The 25,548-nt window shown below is 67.5% G+C and carries 20 protein-coding genes; 10 read left to right on the top strand and 10 right to left on the bottom strand.

Annotation, left to right across the window (positions count from 1 at the left end):
- Positions 1 to 36: 36 nt before the first annotated feature.
- The 3 genes from J2X06_RS03900 to J2X06_RS03890 form a co-directional block, all read right to left on the bottom strand.
- Positions 37 to 2,478: a TonB-dependent receptor gene (locus J2X06_RS03900; RefSeq protein ID WP_310058514.1), complete on the bottom strand. Its 2,442-nt coding sequence runs from the start codon at positions 2,476 to 2,478 to the stop codon at positions 37 to 39.
- Positions 2,479 to 2,563: 85 nt separating this feature from the next.
- On the bottom strand, positions 2,564 to 3,730 hold the full coding sequence (locus J2X06_RS03895; protein WP_310058511.1) for an SO2930 family diheme c-type cytochrome: 1,167 nt from the start codon (positions 3,728 to 3,730) through the stop codon (positions 2,564 to 2,566).
- Complete coding sequence (locus tag J2X06_RS03890) at positions 3,727 to 4,977, bottom strand: parallel beta-helix domain-containing protein (protein ID WP_310058509.1); 1,251 nt, start codon at positions 4,975 to 4,977, stop codon at positions 3,727 to 3,729. Before J2X06_RS03890 ends, J2X06_RS03895 begins: the two co-directional genes overlap by 4 nt.
- 175 nt (positions 4,978 to 5,152) lie before the next feature.
- On the opposite strand from J2X06_RS03890, the gene J2X06_RS03885 reads away from it, so the two are divergent.
- Positions 5,153 to 6,181, top strand: coding sequence for an AraC family transcriptional regulator (locus tag J2X06_RS03885; RefSeq protein WP_310058506.1), 1,029 nt, complete (start codon positions 5,153 to 5,155; stop codon positions 6,179 to 6,181).
- Between the two features lie 225 nt (positions 6,182 to 6,406).
- Here the strand turns inward: J2X06_RS03885 and J2X06_RS03880 are convergent, their stop codons facing one another.
- From J2X06_RS03880 to J2X06_RS03860, 5 genes are all read right to left on the bottom strand, one after another.
- A complete protein-coding gene (locus tag J2X06_RS03880; protein WP_310058503.1) occupies positions 6,407 to 6,790 on the bottom strand; it encodes a RidA family protein in 384 nt (127 codons plus the stop codon).
- Positions 6,791 to 6,857: 67 nt separating this feature from the next.
- Positions 6,858 to 9,044: a RelA/SpoT family protein gene (locus tag J2X06_RS03875; protein WP_310058500.1), complete on the bottom strand. Its 2,187-nt coding sequence runs from the start codon at positions 9,042 to 9,044 to the stop codon at positions 6,858 to 6,860.
- Positions 9,045 to 9,236: 192 nt separating this feature from the next.
- Positions 9,237 to 9,536, bottom strand: a complete 300-nt coding sequence (gene rpoZ / locus J2X06_RS03870; protein WP_310058497.1) for a DNA-directed RNA polymerase subunit omega — start codon at positions 9,534 to 9,536, stop codon at positions 9,237 to 9,239.
- 216 nt (positions 9,537 to 9,752) lie between these two features.
- Positions 9,753 to 10,364: a guanylate kinase gene (gene gmk, locus J2X06_RS03865; protein WP_310058494.1), complete on the bottom strand. Its 612-nt coding sequence runs from the start codon at positions 10,362 to 10,364 to the stop codon at positions 9,753 to 9,755.
- A 67-nt stretch (positions 10,365 to 10,431) separates the two neighbouring features.
- The gene (locus J2X06_RS03860) at positions 10,432 to 11,292 is read right to left on the bottom strand and encodes a YicC/YloC family endoribonuclease (RefSeq protein WP_310058492.1); all 861 of its coding nucleotides are present in this window, start codon (positions 11,290 to 11,292) and stop codon (positions 10,432 to 10,434) included.
- A gap of 67 nt (positions 11,293 to 11,359) precedes the next feature.
- Between J2X06_RS03860 and rph the strand changes: the two genes are divergently transcribed.
- The 8 genes from rph (at position 11,360) to pepQ (ending at position 18,870) form a co-directional block, all read left to right on the top strand.
- Positions 11,360 to 12,112 carry a ribonuclease PH gene (gene rph, locus J2X06_RS03855; protein ID WP_310058489.1) on the top strand — a complete coding sequence of 251 codons (753 nt, stop codon included), beginning with the start codon at positions 11,360 to 11,362 and terminating at the stop codon, positions 12,110 to 12,112.
- Positions 12,113 to 12,195: 83 nt separating this feature from the next.
- A complete protein-coding gene (locus tag J2X06_RS03850; RefSeq protein ID WP_310058487.1) occupies positions 12,196 to 12,588 on the top strand; it encodes a VOC family protein in 393 nt (130 codons plus the stop codon).
- 8 nt (positions 12,589 to 12,596) lie between these two features.
- On the top strand, positions 12,597 to 13,190 hold the full coding sequence (gene rdgB / locus J2X06_RS03845; protein ID WP_310061218.1) for an RdgB/HAM1 family non-canonical purine NTP pyrophosphatase: 594 nt from the start codon (positions 12,597 to 12,599) through the stop codon (positions 13,188 to 13,190).
- Between the two features lie 5 nt (positions 13,191 to 13,195).
- A complete protein-coding gene (locus J2X06_RS03840; RefSeq protein WP_310058483.1) occupies positions 13,196 to 13,501 on the top strand; it encodes an antibiotic biosynthesis monooxygenase family protein in 306 nt (101 codons plus the stop codon).
- Between the two features lie 21 nt (positions 13,502 to 13,522).
- Positions 13,523 to 14,683 carry a radical SAM family heme chaperone HemW gene (gene hemW / locus J2X06_RS03835; protein ID WP_310058480.1) on the top strand — a complete coding sequence of 387 codons (1,161 nt, stop codon included), beginning with the start codon at positions 13,523 to 13,525 and terminating at the stop codon, positions 14,681 to 14,683.
- A gap of 107 nt (positions 14,684 to 14,790) precedes the next feature.
- Entirely contained in the window at positions 14,791 to 17,106 is a 2,316-nt protein-coding gene (locus J2X06_RS03830; protein WP_310058478.1) for a DUF1631 domain-containing protein, read from the top strand.
- On the top strand, positions 17,103 to 17,453 hold the full coding sequence (locus J2X06_RS03825; protein WP_310058475.1) for a PilZ domain-containing protein: 351 nt from the start codon (positions 17,103 to 17,105) through the stop codon (positions 17,451 to 17,453). Before J2X06_RS03830 ends, J2X06_RS03825 begins: the two co-directional genes overlap by 4 nt.
- A gap of 85 nt (positions 17,454 to 17,538) precedes the next feature.
- Positions 17,539 to 18,870, top strand: a complete 1,332-nt coding sequence (pepQ, locus tag J2X06_RS03820) for a Xaa-Pro dipeptidase (protein ID WP_310058472.1) — start codon at positions 17,539 to 17,541, stop codon at positions 18,868 to 18,870.
- A 49-nt stretch (positions 18,871 to 18,919) separates the two neighbouring features.
- Here the strand turns inward: pepQ and J2X06_RS03815 are convergent, their stop codons facing one another.
- Both J2X06_RS03815 and J2X06_RS03810 read right to left on the bottom strand, forming a co-directional pair.
- Entirely contained in the window at positions 18,920 to 20,248 is a 1,329-nt protein-coding gene (locus J2X06_RS03815) for an aminopeptidase P N-terminal domain-containing protein (protein ID WP_310058469.1), read from the bottom strand.
- A gap of 76 nt (positions 20,249 to 20,324) precedes the next feature.
- A complete protein-coding gene (locus J2X06_RS03810; protein WP_310058466.1) occupies positions 20,325 to 20,870 on the bottom strand; it encodes a UPF0149 family protein in 546 nt (181 codons plus the stop codon).
- Positions 20,871 to 20,989: 119 nt separating this feature from the next.
- On the opposite strand from J2X06_RS03810, the gene J2X06_RS03805 reads away from it, so the two are divergent.
- Positions 20,990 to 25,537 (top strand): EAL domain-containing protein, encoded by a 4,548-nt coding sequence (locus J2X06_RS03805; protein WP_310058464.1) that lies wholly within the window; start codon positions 20,990 to 20,992, stop codon positions 25,535 to 25,537.
- The last annotated feature ends 11 nt before the right edge of the window (positions 25,538 to 25,548 follow it).

The following is a 25,548-nucleotide window of genomic DNA, read 5'->3' as shown; positions in this document are numbered from 1 at the left end:
GCGCGAGCCGCATGCGGCACGCGCAGGCCACACGCATCAGAACTGCACGCTGACCTCCACGCCGTAGGTCTGCGGCTGGGTCACGCGCGCACCCACCGTGCCGAGCACGGTCATGCCGTAGGTGCCCAGCGAATTCACGTACTGGTTGTCGAACAGGTTGTTGCCGTACAACGCCCAGCCCCAGCGGCCGGTGGGCGAAGTCCAGGCAATGCGGGCGTCGGTCAGGTTCTGCGCCTCACCCACGTCGAGCGCCGGATTGACTCCGCAGCTCAACTGGACGTCCGATTCGCTGTTGCGGCGGCACTCACCGATATAGGAATGCCGCAGCGCGAAGCGCACGTCGCTGCTGTTGGCCAGGCGCCAGACGTAGTTCACACCGGCCGCGAGCGACCAGTACGGCGAACCGGTCGCCTGACCGCTCAGGTCGATGCCCTGCGGGTTGCTGTAGTTCTTGTAGGTCGAATCCAGGTACTCGGCATTGAAGTCGAAGCCCAGGCCATCGGTCGCCTGCCAACGGACGTCGAAATCCACGCCCCAGGCTTCCTGGTCGGAGGTGTCGACCACGAAGCGCGGGATATCCGTGCTCATGTCCAGCGTGACCGCCTGCCGGTTGTCGTAGACGTAGTAGAACGCCGAGGCGCCGTAGCTCAGGCGATAGTCCGGCAGCGAGTGCTTGATGCCGGTCTCGAAGTTCCACACGTCCTCGTTGTCGAACTCGCTGCCGATCTGCAGCGCGTTGAAACCACCGGCCTTGTAACCCTTGGCCAGCGAGGCGAAGCCCATCAGGTTGTCCTGGAAGTGGTAGTCAGCGACGAAGCGCGGGCTCCAGTCATCCCACGACTGGCTGTCGCGGGTGAGCGTGCCCTTGTTCATCACCGCCGGCGGATCGATGAAGGCGATGTCGAACACGAACTGGTCCTTGGGCACGCCGATCGCGTCGAAGAAGCCCAGCGATTCGAGCAGGTCGAGCTGCGCGTCGAGCTCCGGCGCGCTGCGCAGGTCGTTGAACCAGGTGAAGTCCTTCTCGTCGCGGGTGTAGCGCAGGCCCACGGTCAGGTTGAGCTTGTCGTTGACGTGCCAGATCACGTCGCCGAACGCGGCGTAGGCCTTGGTTTCCAGCGTGTTGACGAACTTCTCGTTCCACGGCAGGCCGCGCAGATTGACCGGGATGCCGAACATGTTGGCCACGTCGGTGAGCGGCCCATACAGTCCGCCCGGCGCGAGGCCCAGGTTGTTGGCGATGGTATCGACCGAGTCGGTGAGCGCGTTGACCTCACTGGTCTGGTCGGCGTCCTCCTGGAAGTAGCTGACGCCGGCCACCCAGTCCAGGCGCTCGCTGCTGCCGGTGAACTTGAACTCCTGGTAGAAGTTCTCGTTGCTCTCGGTGTTGGTCGAATCGACGTAGAGGTAGCTGAGGTTGGTGCCGTCCTCTTCAACGCGGTTGAGCGAGTCGTAGTCGTGCCACGCGGTCGTCGAGGTCAGGCTGCCCCAGCCGAAGTTGTGGTCGACGATCAGGGTCACGCCATCGAAATCGCGGGTCTCGGCATTGCCCACCGCATCGATCGCGGTCGGCACGTCGAGCGGATTGCGCAACGAAGCCGGATCGGCGGGCGCCAGCGGCAACGCCGGCAGCGGCGGGATCGGTGCGATGCCGGTGGTGGCCTGGCCGAGCTGGTCGAGTTCCTCGTGGTCCCAGCTGATCCAGGCGCGGGTGTTGTCGCCGAAGCGCGTCTGGAAGGCGGCACGCGTGGCCCAGTTGTCCTCGGGCGCCAGGTCCTGTCCGGTGACGGCATCCTGGATCCAGCCATCGCTCTTGTTGTAGATGCCATTGAGGCGGAAGGCCGAGTCTTCGCCGACGGCGATGTTCGCCATGCCTTCGAAATACTGCTTGTTGTCGTTGCCCAGGCGCAGCTTGGCGCGCGCCGCGTCCTCGCTGCCGGGGCGGTGGGTGATGATCGAGATCGCGCCGGCGGCGGTGTTGCGGCCGAACAGCGTGCCCTGCGGGCCCTTCAGCACCTCGATGCGCTCCACGTCGGTGAACGGCAGCAGCACGCCGCCGCCACGACCGGCGTACACGCCATCGACGTAGACGCCGACCGCAGGATCGGTGCCGATGCCGAAGTCGTCGGTGCTGATGCCGCGCAACTGGAAGCCCGGCTGGGTCGGCTGCTGGCTGTTGACCACCAGGCCCGGCACGAAGCTGTCGATGTCGCCGAGGTTTTCCGCGGTGACGTCATCGAGCAGCTGCTCGGTAACCACCTGTAGCGCGATCGGCACGTCCTGCAGTTCCTGCTCACGGCTCTGCGCGGTGACGGTGATGGTGTCCAGCTGCTTGGCCGTCACCTGCGTGGCGGCAGGCGCGGTATCGGCCGTGGTCGCCTGTTGCGCGATGGCCAGCGGCATGGCCGCGGTGAAAACCACACAGCCGAACAACGCTCGCCCCATGCAGGCCGCAAGCCGGTTTTTGCGTAGCGACATCGGAACTCCCCTCCCAATGACTTCGTTCTAGTTTTTGTGACCGCACGCGGAACACCCACGCGCGGCATGACGTGCTGCTTGTTCCCTAATGCATCCCGCTCGAAGGCGCGATCGCCGCCCCTTCGCTGCGGCATTCACCCAGCCACGCCGCGATCCAGTCGCGGATCAGGTCGACACCTTCTTCATGCACCGTGTTGCGCCCGAGCTCAGGCATCATCGCGCCCGGATCCAGGCTGGCCATCCGGTAGACCAGGATCGACGCCTCCGGCTGTCCGGGGACGATGTCGAACAGGTGGTCGCCGGTGCCCTGCCCCGCGGCCACCGGCGGCTTGCACAGGCCGAGTCGACGCGGCTCGGTGGTGGCCGTGTCGAGCCAGAGTCCGGACGTGTCGGCCGCTCCCTTCGGGTTGTGGCAGTGCCCGCAGTTGACGTCCAGGTATGCGCGGGCGCGATCCTCAAGGCTGGCGGAGGCATCGTCGAATCGGGCGTTGCGCGGCACACCGGTCACCGGCAACCCCTGCAGGCGGCCGAGCTCGACCATGCGCGCGAGCTGATTCTTGCCTGGATGCCAGGGATCGTCGCGGTTGAGGTGGCGTGCCTTGGGCCCGATCGGTTGCAGTTCACGGGTCGTGTTGTTGCTGGCATGGCAACTCGCGCACTGGTTCTCGTCCGGCACCATGTAGGTGAAGGGCTGCGCGGGACTGCCGTCGGGCTTGCGCATGCGCAACGGCACGGCGTCGCCGGCGCGCGCGAGCGTCGCTTCGGTCTGCTCGGCATTCCACACGTAAGGCAAGGCAACCCAGCCGCGCTCACGACGGACCAGCAGACGCGTTTCGATCAGCCGCACCTGGCTCAGGTCCAGCCCATCGCGGCTCTCGCCAACCTGCTCGGCCACGCGCAACACGGCATCCTCGCCGCCTCCGGCACGCGGGTAGTAGAACGTCTTGCTGATGATCGTGCCGACCGGGAACTCGAACGCCGCGTCCGCGCGGTACGTCGCCACCTTCCCCTGCGGCAGCCACAGCGTGCGCAGCTTGTGAGCGTAGTCGCTGAACAAGGCCGTGTTGAGCGCATACGGCTCCACGCCTTTATTGAGGCGCAGGCGCCCGTCCTGGACCGCCAGCACGTGCCAGTCGCTCAGGCGCTCCGGCTGGCCGTCCGCGTGGAACTGCACCGGGGCCTGGCTACGCTTGCATCCGCTCAACGCCATCGCGGCCAGCAGGGCCGCGGCGATCATCCACCTCAACTTCATGCTGCCGGTGCCACCTTCGCGGACGGCGCCGCGTCGCTGCCGGGCAGGTTCACCACCGGCAGGCCCGGCAAAGTGCAGCGCACTTCCTCGGTCACCACGCGCGGATTCTTGTACTTGTTGGGTCCGTCGGCGTTGAGCGTGGCCGCGGCGCCGTTGTCGACGCATACCTGCGGCCCGCCGGCGCGCGCGCCGTTGACGTAGCCGTCCCACAGCACGTCCGGCAGGCGGCCGTTCAACCCGAACATCGCTACCTTCAACGCCTTCAGGTCGAGCCCGTCGGGCTTGTCGCCGCCGCCCTTGAAGCGGTTGCCGTGTATGTGGATCTCTTCCGGATACGGATCGAAGGCCTTGGCGACGCCCTGCTCGTTCATGTAGCCGGTGGAGTAATAGCTGGAGACGATGACGTTGGCGGTCTGGTTGTCGACGATGTCGTTGTCGAAGATCTCGACCTGGTCGTTGGAGTTGATCACCACGCCCGAGCCCGCCGGCACGCTCGCCACCGCCGCGCCCTTGGCGGCGAAGTTGCCGGTGTTGTTGGCGATGACCTTGTTGCGGTAGACGCGAGTGGTGTGGCCCGGCTGCGGCAGGTTGGGCATGTTGAACACGAGGATGCCGCCGGTATTGTCGGTGGCGGTGTTCTCGTACACGTCGGCGCCGATGCTGTTCTCGATCTCGATGCCGGCCACGTTGCGTTCGGCGCGGTTGCGGCGCACCACGACGGTCTTCGACTGGCCGACGTAGATGCCGGCATCGGACGCGCCGATCGCCACCGAGTCCTCGATCAGCACGTTCGTCGTCTGCACCGGATAGATGCCATAAGCGCCATTGCTGGTCTTCGGGCCGCCCGTCCACTCCACGCGCACGCCGCGGATGGTGATGTTCTCGCCCTCGTTGACCTTCAGGCCATCGCCCTTGGTGTCCTCGATGGCCAGGTTCTCAAGCGTGAAATTGCCGGCATTGACCAGCAGCCCTTCGGCACCGGTCTTCTGTCCCTTGAAGCTCAGGATGGTCTTGTCCATGCCCGCGCCACGGATGGTCACGCCGTCCACGCGCAAGGTGAGGCTGCGATCAAACGCGAAACGTCCGGCCGGGATCTCGATGACATCGCCCGCCTTGGCGTCGAGCAGGCGCTCGATCAGGACCTTCTGGTACTGGGCGTCGGCGGCCACCGGGGCCTGCCCAGCCTGCTGGCAGGCGGCCAGCGCGATGCAACCGGTCATTGCCGTGGCGATAACGATCCGCTTCATCCAACTCCATCCTGTCCTGCGCGGCCATCCGCCGCCCCATGCCAGTCGCCGCCGGACGCGTTGTCGCGCCGGACAGTCCCCTGGCCCCCTCTTCAGTCTGTGACTATCGGGCGGCGTGCGTGGAGGGCAAAGCCGGCATACTCAGGGGGGGAAACCGGACAACCTACCGCCGCGTATGCAAGATCTCGACATCGACGACCCGCGACTGGGCGTCGCCAACATCAAGAGCGGGATCATCGCGGGCCTGGTGGCGATGGCGGCCGAAACCGGCGTGCCTTGCGACGGCTGGTTCGCCGGCCTGCGCCTGGGGCCAGCCGAGTTCAGCGGCGACAACGCCGCCTACCTGTCCTACCGCCAGGCCTGCCAGATCGTTCGTCGCGCCGTGCGCAGCCTGCCCATCCGCGGCCCGGGCCTGACGCTCGGCGTGCGCCAGAACATCGGCCATTTCGGCCTGCTCGGGCTGGCCATGCTGACCGCGCCCGACTTCGGGCAGGCATTGCAGCTGGGCGTGCATTACGCGCCGATCACCGGGGCGATGATGGAGCTTGGCCTGGACGATGACGGCGCCGGCGGCGTCGGCTTCATCGCCCGCATGCGAAGCGCGGACGCGGAACTGGAGCCGTTCCTGTGCGAGGAGCTGTTCGCCAGCTCGCTGATGCTGTGCCGCGGCTTGCTGGGCGCCGGCTTTCGCCCGCGACAGGTCGAGTTGGCGTACCGCGAGCCCGCCTACGGCGCCGACTACGCGGAGCTTTTCGATTGCGAGGTCCGCTTCGGCAGCCCTCGCAACCGGGTCGTGATCGATGCATCGTGGCTGCGCGCGCCGATGCCGGCGCACAACACCCTGAGCGCGCAACAGGTGCTGGCGCTGTGTGACGAACAGATGCCCGCCGGCGAATCGCGCAGCGAAATCGTGGCGGTAGTGGAGCGGCTGCTGCGCAGGCGCCTGGCCGAAAACCCCCGGCTGGTCGATATCGCCGAAGAATTGCACCTGACCGAACGCACGCTGCGTCGCCAGTTGCAGGCCGCGCAGACCAGCTTCACCACCCTGCACGACCGAGTGCGCACCGAGTCAGCGCGCGCGTTGCTCGCCGACCACACCCTCAGCATCGCCCACGTCGGCGCGGCGGTGGGATTTCGCGATGCCCGCGAGTTCCGTCGCGCGTTCAAGCGCTGGACGGGGGTGGCGCCGCGGGAGATGCGGTAGCAGGGCTAGCGCCGCCCCTCATCCCTTCCTCAGCCCAACCCTTTCCCTCACTCCAACACCTCTCCCGCAAGCGCGGCATGAACCGAAGCAAGCCGCCGCAGGCGGCGCAGTCGCCCCCTTAGTGAGGGGGCGATTCGCACGTAGTGCGAACGGGGGTGTGGAAGCAACGGCGCGGGGCCCAAAGTTTGCGCAACAAACTTTGGGGCGTAAGCCGCTTGCAGCGGCTTACGCCAGCACCATCACCGCATCGACCTCGAAGCCCGCGCCGCGCGGCAACCCCGATACCTCGATCGTCGAACGCGCCGGATAAGGCGCCTGGAAGTATTCGCCCATCACCGCGTTGACCGCGGCGAAGTTGTCCAGGTCGGTCAGGTAGAGGCCGAGCCGGGCGACATCGCACAGCGATCCGCCCGCGGCTTCGCACACCGCCTTGAGGTTGTCGAACGCGCGTCGCGCCTGCGCCGAGATGTCGCCTTCGATCAGCAGGCCGGTGGCCGGATCGAGCGGGATCTGCCCGGACAGGTAGACGGTATCGCCGACGCGCACGGCCTGCGAGTACGGGCCGATCGCGGCCGGCGCCTTGTCGGTGTGGATGATCTTGCGGGACATGCGGCGCGCTCCGGAATCAAAGAAGCGCAGTTTATCGAAGCCGGCCGGTCACGGACCGGCCCATGGACTACATGCGCTGCACGCCGAGCACCACGTTGAGCCTGCGCACCCGCCGCATCACGTCGGCCAGGTGCCGGCGGCCACTGACCTCGATGGCGAAGCGCATCACTGCCACGTTGGCGTCGCGGTCGAGGTATTCGACGCGATCGATGTTGGATTCGGCCTCGGCGATGGCCGCGGCGACCTGCGCCAGCGAGCCGGGCCGGTTGTCGACCTCGATGCGCAGCGCCGCGGCGAAATCACCGGCCACCTCGCGGTCCCAGCCGATCGGTACCCACCGGTCGGGCGATTTGCGGTAATCGGCGACGTTGGGGCAATCCAGCCGGTGCACCACGATGCCCTTGCCGGCGGTGTGGTAGCCCATGATCTCGTCGCCCGGGATCGGCAGGCAGCAGTTGGCGAAGCTGATCACGCCGCGCTCGGAGCCGGTGATCAGGATCTTGTCCTGCGACATTGGCTCGGCAGGTACAGCAGGCCGCGAGCCGCGCTTGCCCGGCGCTTCGCGCGCCAACGCCTGCGCCACCTGTTGCGGCATGCGGTTGCCCAGCGCGATGTCGGCCAGCAAGGCCTCCAGGCGGGGATAGCGGAACTCGTTGAGATAGGCCTCCAGCCGCACCGGTGGAATGCGGTCGAGCGAGATGCCCTGCGCCTCCAGCGCGCGGTCGATCATGCGGTGGCCCAGTTGCACCGCGTCTTCGTGCTCGAGCTGCTTGAGCTGCTGGCGGATCGAGGTGCGGGCTTTGCCAGAGACGACGAACTCCAGCCATTGCGGCTTCGGCGTCGACGACTTGGCGGTGATGATCTCCACGCGTTGGCCGCTGGCCAGCTTGGTGCGCAGCGGCACCAGCTTGCTGTCCACGCGCGCGGCGACCGCGCGGTTGCCGACGTCGGTGTGCACCGCATAGGCGAAGTCCAGCGCAGTGGAATTGCGCGGCAACGCCATGATGTCGCCCTTGGGCGTGAACAGGTAGACCTCGTCCGGGAACAGGTCGACCTTGACGTTCTCCAGGAATTCCAGCGACGAGCCCGTCGAGCGCTGCGATTCGACCAGCCCCGCGATCCAGCTGTGCGCGCGGCTCTGCGCGCTGTTGGGACCATCGCCGCCGTGCTTGTACGACCAGTGCGCGGCGATGCCGCGCTCTGCGATCAGGTCCATTTCCTCGGTGCGGATCTGCACTTCGACCGGCGAGCCGTACGGCCCGAACAACACCGTGTGCAGCGACTGGTAGCCGTTGGCCTTGGGGATGGCGATGAAGTCGCGGAAGCGCGAGTCCAGCGGCTTGTAGGCCGCGTGCACCACGCCGAGCGCGTGATAGCAGTCCGGCACGTTGCGCACGACGACGCGGAAGCCAAACACGTCCATCACCTGGGCGAAGCTTTTGTGCTCGCTGCGCATCTTGGTGTAGATGCTCCACGGCGACTTCACCCGGCTCACCAGCCGGTGCATCAGCTTTTCCTTGGCCAGCCGCTGCGCCAGGTGCGCTTCGATCTGCACCAGCGATTCGCGCCGCACCACCGGTTGGGTGCGGATGCGCTTGGAGATCACCGCGTGACGCCAGGGATGCAGCGCGCGAAAGCCCAGGTCCTGCAGCTCGGCCTTGATCAGGTTCATGCCCAGTCGCTGGGCGATGGGCGCGTAGATATCCAACGTCTCATTGGCGATGCGATGGCGCGCCTCCATGCTCTGCGCGCCGAGCGTGCGCATGTTGTGCAGGCGGTCGGCGAGCTTGATCAGGATCACGCGCAGGTCGCGAGACATCGCCAGCAACATCTTGCGGAAGCTTTCCGCCGTCGCCTCCTGGCGATCGCGGAACTGCAGCTTGTCCAGCTTGGTGACGCCGTCGACCAGTTCCGACACCGTGGTGCCGAATTCGCTGGCCAGCGCCTCGCGGGTCAGCGGCGTGTCCTCGATGGTGTCGTGCAGGATCGCCGCGACCAGCGTCTCCACGTCCAGCCCCTGCTCGGCCAGGACCTTGGCCACTTCCACCGGATGAGTGATATAGGGCTCGCCGGACTTGCGGGTCTGGCCGGCATGCGCCGCCGCACCGATAGCCCAGGCCCGACGCAACAACTGGCGCTGGGGCTCGGGCAGGTAATCGGCGGTGCGCTCGAAGTCGCGCACGTAGTCCGGCAGTTCCGCCTCGTCGAAGGCGGGAATGGCGGGCAAGGTCAGCGCTGACGCAGCGGGGGTCATACCGGGAATCTACGCGTGCAATGGCGCGACGCGCAATGCAGGTAGTACGAGCCCACCATCACATTTTTAACATCACGTCGGGCCATCACCCGATGGCCACCCACAAAGCCGCCGCGCAAACGCAAAACGGCCCCGCTGAGCGGGGCCGTTCATGCGATCAAATGATGCGATCAGATGACGTGCGACTGCGCGTCAGTCGTCGCCCTTTGACATGTCGTCGTCGGCCACGACCTCGGCGGCGGCCCACTCCAGGGCTTCGCGTTCCTTGCGCTCGCGCTCGGCCTTCTCGACGGCGTCGATGTAGTCCGGATTGATCTGGCGGGCAGCAATTTCACGCAGCGCCAGCACCGTCGGCTTGTCGTTGGCCTCGCTGTTGTCCAGCTGCGGCTCGACGCCGTTGGCGAGCTGGCGGGCGCGCTTGGCGGCCATCATGACGAGTTCGAAGCGGTTGTTGACCACTTCCAGGCAATCTTCAACGGTGATGCGGGCCATGGGGCTCCTGGCGGCCGGGCGGCCGTCCATACAGGCTTTAAGGGACCGGGGATTGTACTGGCGCGGCCGCTTCCGGGCAACTCCAGCCCCATAAATCAGTCAGTTACCTCACACAGGGCGGCCCTGGCCCGTCCTTGAGGGGCTCCAAGCCCCGCTCGCACCCCATTCACCCGTCCAACCACGCCTTGATCGGCACGAAGGCGACCCAGACCCGCCCTAGGCGAGCAGGGCCGTGATCAGGCGCGAATGCCGGGCGACCTGCTGGTCGCGGCGGAGCCGGCTGGCGGTGAAGATCGCGCACATCTCGTCGACGGCGACCGGGAAGTGCTCGTTGACGATCACGTAGTCGAATTCGCCGTAATGCGACATCTCCTCGCGGGCGGCCGCCAGGCGCTGTGCGATCACTTCCTCGCTGTCCTGCCCGCGGCTTTGCATGCGTTGCTCCAGCGCCTCGCGCGACGGCGGCAGGATGAACACGCTCACCGCGTCGGGGACCTTGGACCGCACCTGGCGCGCGCCTTGCCAGTCGATTTCCAGCAGCACGTCCTTGCCCGTTGCGAGCTGCGGCTCGACCGACTGACGGGCGGTGCCCTTCCAGTCGCCATGCACGCGCGCGGACTCGAAGAAATCGCCGGCCTCGACCATCGCCTCGAATTCCTGCGCGCTGACGAAGTGGTAATGCTCGGCGTGGCGCTCGCCCGGCCGCGGCTGGCGCGAGGTGAACGAGATCGACAGGCAGATGTTCGGATCGCGCGCAAGCACCGCGTTGACGATGCTGGATTTGCCGGCGCCCGACGGGGCCGCGACGATGAAGAGGGTTCCGCGCATCAATATTCCTGTTTTTAAGCTCTGCTGCTCCCTTCTCCAGCATGCGGGAGAAGGAGGGGCTTACGTGTCACTCGATGTTCTGGATCTGCTCGCGGACCTGGTCGATCAGCACCTTCAGTTCCACCGCCGCCGCGGAACTGCGCGAGTCGACGGACTTGGAGCCCAGGGTATTGGCCTCGCGATTGAACTCCTGCAGCAGGAAGTCTAGCCGGCGCCCGACGGCCTCCTTCAGCTTGAGCACGCGCCGTGCTTCGCCGACATGGGCATCGAGGCGGTCGAGCTCCTCCTCGACGTCGAGTTTCTGCAGGAACAGCACCAGTTCCTGCTCGAGCCGGCCCTGGTCCAGCGGCTGCGCCAGGTCGGCCAGCCGCGTTTCCAGCTTGACGCGCTGGCCGGTGCGGATCGCCGGCATCATTGTGCGCACGTCGCGCGCGATCGAGGCAATGCCGTCGATACGTTCATTGATCACCGCGGCCAGCTTGGCGCCCTCGCGCTCTCTCGAGGCCACGAACTCGTCGAGCACCTGGTCCAGCAACGCCAGCGCCTGCGCCTGGAGTTCGACCGGATCGGCCGAGGGCGCCTGCAGCACGCCCGGGAACTGCAACAGTTCGGTGAACCCGGTGCGCAGACGCGGGAAGCGCGCCTCCATGTCCAGGGCCAGCTCGCTCAACTCGCGCAGGCGGGTCGGATTGAGTTGGAGGGCGCCCTCGCCTTCCGGCGCGCGCAGTCGCAGGGTCAGGTCCAGCTTGCCGCGCGCCACCCGCGCGGCGACACGCTCGCGCAGCACCGGTTCGAGCACGCGCAGCTCCTCGGGCAGGCGTACGCCCAGCTCCAGGAAGCGGTGGTTGACCGAGCGCAGCTCGCAGCCGAGCGCACCCCAGGGTGTTGTGCGCTCGCCATTGGCGAAGGCGGTCATGCTGCGGATCATCAGGAAATCCAAGGCCAACAGGGGGCGAATGGTAAACTCGCGCGCCCTCAGAACGGTACCCATGGCCATGACCGCCTCTTCCGCCGGCTCCACCGCGGGCACCGTCGCCCGCCCCAGCGGCCGTTCCCCGGCCCAGATGCGCGAGGTTCGCATCGAGCGCGGCTACACCCATCACGCCGAGGGCTCGGTGCTGGTCAGCTTCGGCGAAACCCGCGTGCTGTGCACCGCCAGCGTCGACAACAAGGTCCCGCCGTTCCTGCGCGGCAAGGGCGAGGGCTGGGTCACCGCCGAATACGGCATGCTGCCGCGGGCCACGCATTCGCGCTCCGATCGCGAAGCCGCACGCGGCAAGCAGGGAGGCCGCACGCTGGAGATCCAGCGCCTGATCGGCCGCTCGCTGCGCGCCTGCATCGACCGCAAACTGCTGGGCGAGCGCACCATCACGCTGGACTGCGACGTGCTGCAGGCCGATGGCGGCACCCGGACCGCGGCCATCACCGGCGCCTACGTCGCCCTGGTCGATGCGGTGCGCTGGCTGCGGGCGCGCAAGGAGATCTCCCGCGACCCGATCTTCGGCGCGGTGGCGGCTGTGTCGGTCGGCATCTATCGCGGCGTGCCGGTGATCGACCTCGACTACGCCGAGGACAGCGACTGCGACACCGACATGAACGTGGTGATGAACGACGGCGGCGGCTTCATCGAGCTGCAGGGCACGGCCGAGGGGCATGCCTTCCGCCGCGATGAACTGCAGGCGCTGACGGACCTGGCCGAGGCCGGCATCGCCGAGCTGATCGCCAAGCAACGCGAAGCGCTCGCGTAGGAACGGGGCTTGACCCGCCCCTCTGATCGCGACGTTCGATGGCGGGCCAAGGCCCGCCCCATGCTCTCCATAGATTGCAGACCATGAAGCAGAGCATCGCCTACATCACCCTGGTCGTACGCAACTACGACGAGGCAATCGCCTTCTATACCGGCGCGCTGGGCTTTGCGCTGCTCGAAGACACCGCGCTGGGCGGCGGCAAGCGCTGGGTACGCGTCGCGCCGCGCGGCGCCAGTGAAACCGCGCTGCTGCTGGCGCAAGCCGATGACGACACGCAGCGCGCGCGGATCGGCGACCAGACCGGCGGTCGCGTCGGTTTCTTCCTGCACACCGACGACTTCGATCGTGATCACGCTGCGATGATCGCACGCGGCGTGCGTTTCCTCGAGGCTCCGCGCCGCGAGGCATACGGCACCGTGGCGGTGTTCGAAGACCTGTACGGCAATCGTTGGGATCTGCTGGAGCCTGCTGCATGACCGTCCCGATGAAATGGGTGATCGCCAGCAGCAACGCCGGGAAGCTGCGCGAGTTCCGCGAGATGTTCGGCGACAGCGGGATCGAGTTCGTCACACAGGGAGAACTCGGCATCGGCGATGCCGACGAGACCGGACTGAGCTTCGTCGAGAACGCACTACTGAAGGCACGCAAGGCAGCGCGCGAATCCGGAATGCCGGCATTGGGCGACGACTCGGGGCTTTGCGTGGATGCGCTCGGTGGCGCGCCCGGACTGTATTCGGCGCGCTATGCCGGCATCCACGGCAATGCCGGGGCCAACATCGACAAACTGCTCGATGCGCTTCGCGACGTGCCGGAGGCGCAGCGCGGCGCGCACTTCTACGCGGTGATCGTGCTGCTTCGGCATGCCGAGGATCCGCAGCCGCTCATCGCCGAAGGCGTCTGGTCCGGACGGATCCTGCACGAGCGCCGCGGCGACGGCGGCTTCGGCTACGACCCGGTGTTCTTCGATCCCGAGCTGGGCATCAGCGCCGCCGAACTGGATGCGCAACGCAAGAACCGCATCAGCCACCGCGGCCGCGCCCTGGCGGCATTGCGCGCAAAGCTGCCGGCCCCGGAATAACTGCCATGTTCGTGACCGTCTGGGAATACGAAGTGCGGCTCGGCATGGAAGCCGCGTTCGAGCAGCTGTACGGCGAACACGGCGCATGGGTGCGGCTGTTCCGGGAGCAACCCGGCTACCTGCGCACCGATCTGCTGCGAGGCGAACGCCACGGTCATTACCTGACGCTGGACCACTGGCGCGACGTGCAGGACTACACTGCATTCCAGCAGCACCAGCATTCCCGTTACGCGCAGATCGATGCCCAAGGCGACGCATTGACGCTGTCCGAACGCCACATCGGCACGTTCATCGTGCCTGACACCGCCTGACTTCCTTCATCTGATTACGTCGTGTCCCTGACTACGCCACCGCTATCGCTCTACGTGCATCTGCCCTGGTGCGTGCGCAAATGTCCGTATTGCGACTTCAACTCGCACGAGGGTCGCGGCGCGCTGCCGTACGACGCCTATGTCGACGCCCTGCTGGCCGACCTCGACTTCGACCTGCCCCTGGCCTGGGGCCGCACAGTGCACTCAGTGTTCTTCGGCGGCGGCACGCCCAGTCTGTTTCCGCCGGAATTCATCGACCGCATCCTGCAGGGCGCCAGCTCAAGGCTGCGCTTCGCGCCGGGCTGCGAGATCACGCTGGAAACCAATCCGGGAACTGCAGAGCACGGGCGCTTCGAGTTGTACCGCAGCGCCGGCGTGAACAGGCTCAGTTTCGGCATCCAGAGCTTCGACGACGGTTGCCTGCAACGGCTGGGCCGCATCCACGACAGCGGCGAGGCGGAAGCCGCGGTGAAGCTGGCGCAGGATGCCGGCTTCGACAATCTCAACCTCGACCTGATGTACGCGCTGCCGCAGCAGACACTGGCCATGGCCGAGCGGGATCTCAAGCGCGCCTTCGCCTTGGAGCCTGCGCACATTAGCCATTACCAGCTGACGCTGGAGCCGAACACGATGTTCGCCGCGCGCCCGCCGGCGGGAATTCCGGACGACGATGCCAGCTGGGATATGCAGGAGCATTGCCAGACCCTGCTGGCACAGGCCGGCTACGCGCAGTACGAGGTCAGCGCCTACGCGCGTGCGGGCCGGCAATGTGCGCACAACCTCAACTATTGGCGCTACGGCGATTACCTCGGCATTGGCGCCGGAGCCCACGGCAAGCTGACGCTCGGCGCCGAGCAGACGGTGCTGCGTCGCTGGAAGGTCAAGCACCCCGGCCAGTACCTGGTCCAGGCCGGGCATCCCGGCGCGATCGGCGGCGACGAACGGATCGACCCGGAACGACGTCCGTTCGAGTACATGCTCAATGCGCTGCGGCTGGTCGACGGCTTCACCGCCGGCGAATTCGAAGCCCGCACCGGCTTGCGCCGCGAGGCGATCGAGCCGGGGCTGCGGCAGGCCGCCGCTGCCGGCTGGCTGGCGCAGGACACCGCCGGTCGCATTCGTCCGACCGAGTTGGGGCGGCGCTTCACCAACGACGTCGTGTCCCTATTCCTCGATTCTTAGGCCTGAACCGGGCTGAGCCGGGTCCTGGAGCCTGGCCGATTGCCCGGCGAGGCGACGCTTTTACCTAGAGGCCGGCCGCCGACGGGTCTGGCAGACGGCTGTCAGGCATGTTTAGATCGTCGCCAAAGGTCCCGCGCAGGCCCCTACACGCTATGTTCGAACCGCTCGGCTCCACCGTCGTCAGGCCCACGCTCGCAACGGCAGCGCTTCCGCGGCGGGTACGGCGCGTGCTGGAACATCTGTACGCCCTGGTCTCCGATGAGATGGCGCGCCAGCTCGAGCGCATGCTCGGCGAGTTCGAACAGCAACTGTTCCGACAGGCCGACCACGCACGCAACCCCGCGCAGCAGTCGCTGCATTTCGAGACGCTGCGGATCGTTCGCCTGAACCGCGCCGACCTGGTGCCGCACTACCTGATGGGACTGGAGGCCGCGCTCACCCGCGTGCGCGACCCGATCATGCTCCCGGAGGTCCTCGATCCGCGCACCGTGCCGACCTTCCGCGACCTGCGCCTGGTCGAAGACAACGAGATGGACGAGGGCAGCGTGCTGCGCGGCATCGCCGCCCGCCACACCTCCCGCGCCAGCCTCGGATTGCACCTGCTCGGCCAGCGCTTCGGCGTGCTCGGCGGCGCGCCGGCGTTCGAGGCCGATCGACTGCCGGTCGGCCCGCACTCCGTGTGCAGCATCCTCGGCGACGCCAGCCACACCCTGCAGATCGGCATGGAGCAAAGGTTGCTGCTGTTCCGCACCTTCGACCGCCATGTCCTGAACGGCTATGCGCAGATGGTCGACACGATGAACGCGCTGCTGGCGCGGGAAAACGTGTTGCCCAGTCTCGCTTTCGTGCCGATCCGGGCCCGGCCTACGACGCAGGCGCAGATGGAAAGCGCGCGGACGCGTCGCGAGGAGCGTCTGGCGCTCAATGCCGAAGGCGTGGTCGCCCCGCCCCGAATCGGACCGCGCCCCCACACCGCCTGGCAAGGCCAGAACGATCGCTCCCACGATGCCGACGAAGGGGCGGCGATCGCGCTACTGCAACAGTTGCTGTCGGGCCGCCACGACCTGCTGGGCAAGCTCCGCCCGGGCCGACGGACGGAAAACGCCAAGGCCATTCCGACCGCCGAGGTCATCGCGACGCTGGGCAATTTCCAGGGCGACGCGGCCAATAGCGGCGTGCAGCCGCGCAACCTGTCCGACGTGCGGCAGGCACTGCTCGCACAGAGCCTCAAGCGGCACGGCGAGCCTGCCGCGCTGTCGCGCGAGGACAACGACACCTTCGAATTGCTGGGCATGTTGTACTCGGCCATCCAGCATGAGTTGCACGAGGACAGCAACGCCAGCGTCCTGCTGAACCGCCTGCAGGTACCGCTGTTGCGCGCGGCGCTGCTCGACCGTTCGTTCTTCGTGCAGCAGCGCCATCCGGCCCGTCAGTTGCTCAACACCGTGGCAGAGTCCGGCGCCAGCTGGATGTCCGAGGACGAGGCCGACCCGCAACTGGACGAGCAACTGCGGCGCGCCGTAGACCATGTCGTGGAGAATTACCACGGCGACACCACCGTCTTCGAAGCCGCCAACCAGCGCCTGCAGCAACACCTGCGCGCCATGGCGCGCAAGGCCGAGGTCACCGAGCGCCGCCACGTCGAGGCGGCACGCGGCAAGGAAAAGCTTGAACTGGCCAAGCACCGCGCTGCCGAGGAGATCGTATCGGCGACGCAGGGACAGCAGGTGCCGCGCTTCGCACGCTCGCTGCTCAGCCAGGCCTGGGCCGACGTGCTGACCCTGATCCTGCTGCGCCATGGCGAGGAATCGTCGGAGTGGAAGCAGCACCAGGAAATGACGCGCCAGATCGTGCTGGCCACGATCGGCGGTCGCAGCGGCAAGGTGCCAGGAGGCTTGGGCGCCAAGGTGGAACATGCGCTGGGCCTGGTCGGCTATCACGCCGACGAAGCTGCCGCCATCGCTAGCCGCCTGACCACAGGCGTCAACCCCGACGATGACGATCCGGCGTCGCGCACGGAACTGGCGATGAAGCTCAAGGCGCGTGGCCGCTTGGGCGAGGACACCGGTCCGTCGAAGAAGGTCCCGGCGCCCCGCAGCGAGCACGAGCAGCGCTGCTACGACCAGCTGCGCGCGCTGCCGTTCGGCACGTGGTTCGAATTCGTCACCAACCAGCAGGGCGACGTCACCCGTCGGCGCTTGTCGTGGTACAGCCCGGTCACCGATAACGCCCTGTTCGTCAACCAGCGCGGCCAACGCGTCGGCGAGCAATCGCTGGACAGCCTGGCTCGCATGCTTGCCGCGGGGCAGGCCCACATCGTCACCGCCGACAAGGGTCGCTTGGTCGACCGCGCCTGGCATGCCGCGGTGAACGCTCTGCGCAACTTCGCCGGCCTCGGCCCGGCCGAGGAGACCACCGCATGATGGACGAGTTCCGCCGGGTCCGTCGCCGCAAGGTGCCGGAAACCATCCAGGTCGTCGATACGATGACCGACAACGTCGTCGGCCACCTCGGCAACCTCTCCGAGACGGGCATGCTGCTGATCGCCAGCGCCCCGCTGGTCGATGACGGCCTCTACCAATTCCGCTTCAACCTGTACCAGGCACCGGACCGCGCCCTGCCGATCGAAGTCGGTGCACACCTGCTCTGGCAGGACGACGCGAGCGCGCCCGGCCAGACCTGGACCGGGTTCCGCTTCATCACGATGCTGGAAAGCCAGATGCTGCAGTTGCGGCAGTGGCTGGACGCCCCTGGCGCGGTCTACGAATAAACCGTCCCTGCAATACCGCCCTCGGCAAAATAGGCCGGGGCGATTTGCGGCAAAATGCGGCTGATTCCGCCAGGCCGCTCATGCGATGACCCTTCCCAGCACCGTTTCCGCCCTCTACCCGCAGCACGTTGTCGAACTGCAGCGCCGCACCGCGCTGGCGCTGGAGCGCGGCGGCTTCGACCACCTGGTCGTGCCCAGCGGCACGCTGCACTACCACGTGTTCGACGACCGCGACTATCCGTACGCGGTGAACCCGCAGTTCAAGGCCTGGCTGCCGCTGACCAAGGCCCCGGGCAGTTGGCTGGTGGTCACGCCCGGCCAGAAACCGAAGCTGATCTTCCTGCAGCCGTTCGATTATTGGCATGTCGTGCCGTCGGCGCCGAGCGGCTACTGGGTCGAGCATTTCGACATCGTCGTGATCCGCCGGCCCGAGGAAGCGCTGCAGCACCTGCCCGCCAACGTCGCGCGCTGCGCGATCCTGGGCGAGCCGCAAAGCACGCTGGACCAGTACGTTCCGAACAACCCGGTCGCGGTGGTGAACTACCTGGAGTACCACCGCGCCTACAAGACGCCCTATGAGATCGCGATGATGCGCGAGGCCACGCGCCGTGGCGTGCGCGCGCATCGTGCCGCCGAGCGCGCGTTCCGCGCCGGCGCGAGCGAATTCGGCATCCACCTGGTCTACTGCCAGGCCGCCGGCCAGGATCTGGCCGAGCTGCCGTACAACAACATCATCGCGCTCAACGAGCACAGCGCGGTGTTGCACTACACCGAACGCGACGTGGTGCCGCCCCGGCAGGTGCGCAGTTTCCTGATCGATGCCGGCGCCAGCCACCACGGCTACGCCTGCGACATCACGCGCACCTACGCGCTGGATGCCGGCCAGGAGTTCCAGGCGATGATCGACGCCGTCGACGCGGCGCAGCTGCGCATGTGCGACCAGGTCCGTGCCGGCGTCGACTACAAGCAGATCCATGTCGACGCGCACCTGGCGCTGGCCGGCATCCTGTGGAACTTCGGCGTCATCAAGGTCTCGCCGGAAACCGCGCTCGCGACCGGCGTCAGCAGCGCTTTCTTCCCGCATGGCATCGGCCACGGCATCGGCCTGCAGGTGCATGAGGTCGCCGGCTTCGCCGCGTCCGACGAAGGCGGCACCATCGCCAAGCCCGACGGACACCCTTACCTGCGACTGACCCGCGAGCTGGAACCAGGGATGGTCGTCACCATCGAGCCGGGCATCTACTTCATCGACATGCTGCTCGACGAGGTGAAGAAGAACGGCCACGGCGACAGCATCAACTGGGCGCGCGTGGACGCGTTCAAGCCGTTCGGCGGCATCCGCATCGAGGACGATGTGGTCTGCACAGAAGCCGCGCCGCTCAACCTGACCCGCGAAGGTTTCGCCGAAGTCGCGTGATCGCCTGACCGCGCATGTCGACATGGCATGCGCGGTTGGCCGGGCCTGGCTAGGCGCCAGCGGCCATGTATTCCTCGATTTCCTCGGCGCTGCGGGCCAGCGCATCGGTCAGGACCTCGCAGCCGTCGCGCGTCACCAGCACGTCGTCCTCGGTGCGGATGCCGATGCCTCGCCACTTTGCATCGACGGTCTCATCGTTCTCGGACACATAGAGGCCCGGTTCGATCGTGAACACCATGCCCGGCTCGAGCAGGCGCGATTCGCCATCGATGCGGTACTCGCCGACGTCGTGGACATCCAGGCCCAGCCAGTGACCGGTCTTGTGCCGGTAGAAGCGCTTGTAACTGCCATCGGCCAGGTTCTTTTCCAGGCGCCCCTTGAGCAGGCCCAGCTTGAGCAGGCCCTCGGTCAGCGTCTCGACAGCGGCGACATGGCCGGCCTCGTAAGCGACGCCGGGGCGCGCCTGCGCCAACGCGGCGGCCTGCGCCGCACCGACCAGGTCGTGGAGCGCGCGCTGCTCCTTGCTGAAGCGGCCGTTGACGGGAAACGTGCGGGTGATGTCCGAGGCATAGCCGCGGTATTCCGCGCCGGCATCGACCAGGACCAGGTCGCCGTCCAGCGCCTGCGCGCTGTTGGAGCGGTAATGCAGCACGCAGGCATTGCTTCCCGCGCCGACGATGCTGCTGTACGCCGGCTCGGCATCGTGCTGGCGGAACACGCATTCGAGCTCCGCCTGCAGTTCGTACTCGCGGATGCCGGGACGCACCACGCGCATCGCGGCACGGTGCGCCATCACGCTGATATCGGCGGCACGCTGCATCAGCTTGAGTTCGTCGCGGTCCTTGAACAGGCGCAGCTCGTCGAGCAGGTGCCCCAGTTCGAGGAATTCATGCGGCGGCTGCGCGCCCTGACGCACCATCGCGCGCACCCGGTTGAGCCAGCCGATCAGCTTGAGGTCGAACTCCTGGTCGCGCCCGAAGTGGTAGTACACGCGCGAGCGGCCTTCCAGTAGGCCCGGCAGGATGTCGTCCAGATCGGTGATCGGATAGGCGTCGTCCAGACCGAACGCCTCGATCGCGCCTTCCGGACCGAAGCGCGGGCCATCCCAGCCCTCACGCTCGGGATCGCGCTCGCGGCAGAACAGGATCACCTCGCCGTGCCTGCGGCCCGGCACCAGCACCAGCACGGCCTCCGGCTCGGGGAATCCGGTGAGATACAGCAGGTCCGAATCCTGCCGGTACGGGTAATGCGTATCGCGGCTGCGGATGCGCTCGACAGCGGCGGGCAACACCAGGATCGCGTCATCCCCGGCCATGCGCATCAGCTGCCTGCGTCGGCGTGCGTAGGCCTTGGCGGGAGTCGTGAGGGGTTTGGTCATGGGGTTGGCCGGTGTGCTCTTGCTCGGATTCCCGTCCAAGCGGGATTGATCGATCGCTTAAGGACAGGCCAGGCCGTCAATTCAGGCGCTGGCGATGCTGCGCGGCGAGGACGCAGTCGCCGTGCAGGAGCAGCACCGCCACGCGCACGAACTCCTCGATCTCCACCAACGCCTCTTCATCGTCCTCGTCGCCCTCGTCCTGCGGCTGAGCGGCGGCCAGCCTGGCGAGGTCGGCCAGGGCTTCCTGCCCCTCCTCGGAAAGCTTCTGCCGGTTGCCGGCCGCCAGGCCGAAGGCGCCGAGAAAGCCCCGGCACCACTCGAACAGGGCCCCGCTGCGCTCGGCCAGCGACGCCTCGGTGTCGGGCAGAAGCAGGGCGAAGTCGAAACTGCGGTCGTCCAGCTGCGAGGCGCTGGCCAGGCGCAGTTCATCCAGCGCGCCGCCTTCGGCCGGCGCGGCGATCGCGTCGTCGGCCAGCACTTTGGCGGGCCATTCACGTACCGAAGCGCCGCCTCCTGCCAGCCAGCCGCAAAGCGCCCCATGGAGCTCGAAGGGCGAAGTCGCCAGCTCCAATCGCCGGCTTTCGGCGTCGATCGCGGACAGGGCGGGGAGTTCGGCAGGCATGGCGTCGGTCTTGGACACGGGCGGGCCGCAAAGCGGCTGATGGGGGGATGCAGCAGTGTAGCAACGGGTCGGGCTGTCGAGCTTGTTGCTGATAGGAGCGCCTGCCTACACTGCACGCTGTGCGCCGGTATTTCCCTGCCCTTTCCGCCATAGGCCTTCTGGGCCTGATCCTGATCGCTGCGGGCATTGCCCCGCGGGCGGATGCGGCCACGCGCGATTTCTATTTCACCCGGCTGGGCAGCGATCGCGGGCTCACGCAGAACACGGTGACGGCGCTGGCGCAGGACCGGCAAGGTTTCGTGTGGGTGGGCACGCAGGGCGGTCTGCACCGCTACGACGGCCAGCGCTACGTCGCCTTCCGCCATGACCCGCGAGACCCGGGAACCCTCCCGGACAGCTTCGTGACCGCGCTGGCCGTGGAAGGCGAGCAGGCACTGTGGATCGGGACGTACTCCGAGTACGTCGCCCGCCTGGACCTTCGCAACGGCAAGATCCGCCGCTACAGCATCACCGACGGCGAGCATGCCAACCGCCAGGTGATGGCGGTGCTGCCGTCCCGAGGCGCCCTCTGGGTCGGTACCGTCGCCGGTTTGGAGCGACTCGACGCGACCTCCGGCCGACGCACGCTGGTAGTCAGGCTCAACCCGCAGACCACCCGCGAAGCGCCCTGGCAGAACCTGCTGGCCGCTCGCGACGGCACGATCTGGTTCGCCAGCAATGCCGGCCTCTACCGCATTGCGCCCAACGGTACCGCCGACCGCGTGGGGCCGGCCGAACCGGCGCGCAGCCTCCGACAGGATCATCGCGGCCAGCTATGGATCGGTCGCCACGATGGCCTGTACCGCCTGCACAGCGACCACCGCAGCTTGATCCGTGTATGGCCCGGCGACGACGAGGCCGGTGCATTCGATGTGCGCGCGCTGGCCGAGGCGCCCGACGGCCGCCTGTGGCTGGCCATCGCCGGCGAAGGATTGCTTCGCTACGACCCGGCGACCGGTCGCGGCGAGCCGGTGCGCGAGGAGGCCGGTGTCGACGCCACCTTGCCCGACGAATCCATCGGCAGCCTGCTGATCGATCGCAGCGGCATGTTGTGGGTGGGCGGACAGTTCCGCGGCATCTCGATCACCGATCCCCGCGGCAGCCGCTTCCGCTACGTCTTCGACCTCGACAGCGGCCGCAACCGCAACCCGGCCGCGGACGACAGCGTCCGGGCCGCCATCCAGGACGACCAGGGCGCCCTTTGGCTGGGCACCGACAACGGTCGCCTGTTGCGCTACCAGCTCGAGCAGGATCGTTTCGAGGATGCCAGTGCATCGCTGGCGATGCCGCCACAGCATCGCGTCGTGGGTTTCGCGCCCGCCGGGGACGGCCAGCTTTGGGTCGCCACCAGCAACGGACTGATCCGCTACGACCCGCGTACGCGCCGGTCCGACAAGGTCGATCTGGGCGAATACCGCGATGCCACCCTGCGCACGATCACGCAGGATCGCGATGGCGCGCTGTGGCTCGGCACGAACAATCTCGGCGCGCTGCGTTATGACCCGCGCAACGGCCATGTGCAGCGCTACGCCTATCGCGAGGGCCAGCCCAGCGGCCTGAGCCATCCGACCGTGCACGCCATCGCGCAGGACCGGCGCGGGCGAATCTGGATGGGCACCAGCGATGGCCTCGACCTGCTCGATCCCGCCACCGGCCAACTGCGCCACTTCCGTCATCGCAGCGATGTCGCCAACAGCCTGGCCGGCAACCGCGTGCGCGCCGTGCACATCGCCAGCGACGGCGCGATATGGATAGGCACGCACGCCGGATTGAGCCGCGTGATCGAAGTCCCCGGCGAGCAGATCCACTTTGCCCATCCGCTCAGTGAAGCCCTGCGCGGCCGTCCGGTGCCGGTCGTGTTCTCGATTACCGAGGCGCCCAGCGGCCGGCTCTGGCTCGGTACGGACGCGGGGGTACTGCGTTTTGACAGCGACACCGACCAGGCCCGCGCATACGGCCTCGCCGACGGCCTGCAGGACCTGGAATTCAACGGCGGAGCGGTCGCCTACCTGAGCGACGGTCGAGTCGTGCTGGGCGGCGTGCGCGGCATCAACCTGTTCGATCCGCGGCGCATGGCCGACTCCCGCTACACGCCGCCGGTGCGACTGCTGTCCGCACGCGTCGGGGCGGACGATGCCTTCGACGCGGGCGTGCTCTGGGATCCGACCCGCCTCGATGTGCCCGACGGATCGGACCTGTTGCGCCTGCGCATCGGCGCGCTCGATTTCGCGCCCACCGCCAACATCCGCTACCGCTACCGCATGGACGGGTTCGACCAGGGCTGGGTCGACAATGGCGCGCAACAGGACATCTCCTACACCGGGCTGCCGCCGGGCCGCTACACGCTCCGCGCGCAGGCGACCAACCGCGATGGCGTGTGGAACCCGCAGGAGCTGCAGATCCCGGTGTTCGTCGCACCGCCGCTGTGGCGCCACCCGCTGGCGCTCACGGCCGCGGCACTGATCCTGCTGGGGTTGGGCGCGACCTCCAGCTGGCGTTGGCACCAGCGACGCGAGCGCGAGCGCGGCTACTTCGAGCAGATCCGCGAACGCGAGGAACGCCTGAAACTCGCACTGTGGGCATCGGGCGAACAGTTCTGGGATTACGACCTCGTCCGCGGCGAACTTCACCGCATGCGCGTCGACGATGCGAGCGGCCAGGCCCCCGACATTGGCGTGCAGACCTACATCGAGGACGAGCACGAGATACACCACGACGACCTGTCGCGCGTGCGCGAATTGCTGCGCCAGCACCTGCGCGGCGACGCGGCGCTGTTCCTTTCCGAACACCGCATCCGCAACGTCGCCACGGGTGGCTGGAACTGGGTGCGCGCGCGCGGCCGCGTGGTCGAGCGCGACAGCGCCGGCCGGGCCAAGCGCGTGGCCGGTACCGCCCGCGACATCACCGCCAGTCGCAGCGCCGAGCGTGAGCGCCGCATCTCCAGCGAAGTGCTGCGCAGCATGGCCGAAGCGGTATGCGTGGTTGACCGCGATTTCGTGTTTGTGTCGGTCAACCCCGCCTTTACCCGCATGACCGGCTACAGCGACACCGAAGTCATTGGCCGCTCCGCGAGCCTGATCGACAGCATGCAGCACGACTCGGAGTTCTACCGGCATATGCGCAGCGAGTTGGAGCGCAGCGGGCGGTGGTCGGGCGAGATATGGCAACAGCGCAAGGACGGCAACGAATTCCTGTGCTGGCTGCAGGGCAGCGCCGTGCAGGACGCCAGCGGCCAGCGCAGCCATTACGTCGCTGTGCTCACCGACATCACCGACCAGAAGCGCGCCGAGCAGGAACTGCGCTACCTGGCCAACTACGACACGCTGACCAGCCTGCCCAACCGCACGCTGTTGTCGGAGCGGCTGTCGCGCGCCATCGTGCGTGCGCGCCGGCAGGGCACGCACATCGCAGTGCTGTTCCTAGACCTGGACCGTTTCAAGGACATCAACGACTCGCTCGGCCACGCCGCCGGCGACCGCATCCTGCGCGCCACCGCGGCGCGCTTGCTCAACGCGGTGGGCAACGAGCACACCGTCGCGCGACTCGGCGGCGACGAGTTCACGGTCGTGCTCGAGAACCTGAAGAGTCCAGACGAAGCCGAGCGGATCGCGCGCGAACTGCTGCTGGCGTTCGAGGATCCGCTGGAGATCGATGAGCGACAGGACGTTTCCATCTCGCCCTCGATCGGCATCAGCCTGTACCCCGAGCACGCGCAGGTCCCGACCGACCTGCTCAAGCACGCCGACACCGCGATGTACCAGGCCAAGGCCGCGGGGCGTCGTACGTACATGCGCTACAACGAAGTGATGGACGTCGAGATCCGCCGCCGCGCGACCATCTCGGCGGCGCTGCGCAAGGTGCTCGATCGCGGCGAGTTGCGCCTGGTGTTCCAGCCCAAGCTGTCGTTGGCGACTTCGCGCATCACCGGCGTTGAAGCCCTGCTGCGCTGGCACAGCCCGGAGCACGGCGAGATATCGCCGGCGCAGTTCATCCCGCTGGCCGAGGAAAGCGGCCTGATCATGGAAATCGGCGAATGGGCGCTGCGCGAAGCCTGCAGCGTGCTCAAGCGCTGGCGCCATAACGGCCTTGACCAGTTGACCATGGCGGTGAACGTCTCGGCGCTGCAACTGTTGCGCGGCAACCTGCCCAAGACGGTCGCGCGCACGCTCATCGAAAGCGGCGTGCCCGCCGAGCAGTTGCAATTGGAGTTGACCGAGAGCGTGGTCATGGCGAACGCTGAGCAGACCTCGGCCACGCTGCAGGCGTTGCGCTCGATCGGCGTGGGGCTGGCCATCGACGATTTCGGCACGGGCTACTCTTCCCTTGCCTATCTCAAGCGCCTGCCGATCAACACGCTCAAGATCGACAAGGAGTTCATCGGCGACCTGACCCACGACCCCGAAGACGAAGCCATCACCAGCACGGTCATCACCATGGCCCGCTCGCTCGGCCTGACCGTGGTGGCCGAGGGCGTGGAGACCGTCGACCAGATGCGGTTCCTGCGCGAACACGGCTGCGACGAGATCCAGGGCTACTGGCTGGCCAGGCCGCTGGAAGCGCAGCACTGCTTCGCCTTCATTCGCACCTGGACCCCCAATGCCCTCAGCACGGCTGGGGCGGCCCCCTGAGCGGGCGCCTT

The sequence above is a fragment of the Lysobacter niastensis genome, assembly GCF_031457115.1.
Classification (GTDB): Bacteria; Pseudomonadota; Gammaproteobacteria; order Xanthomonadales; family Xanthomonadaceae; genus Lysobacter_J; species Lysobacter_J niastensis_A.
This window is presented reverse-complemented; position numbering and strand designations above follow the sequence as displayed.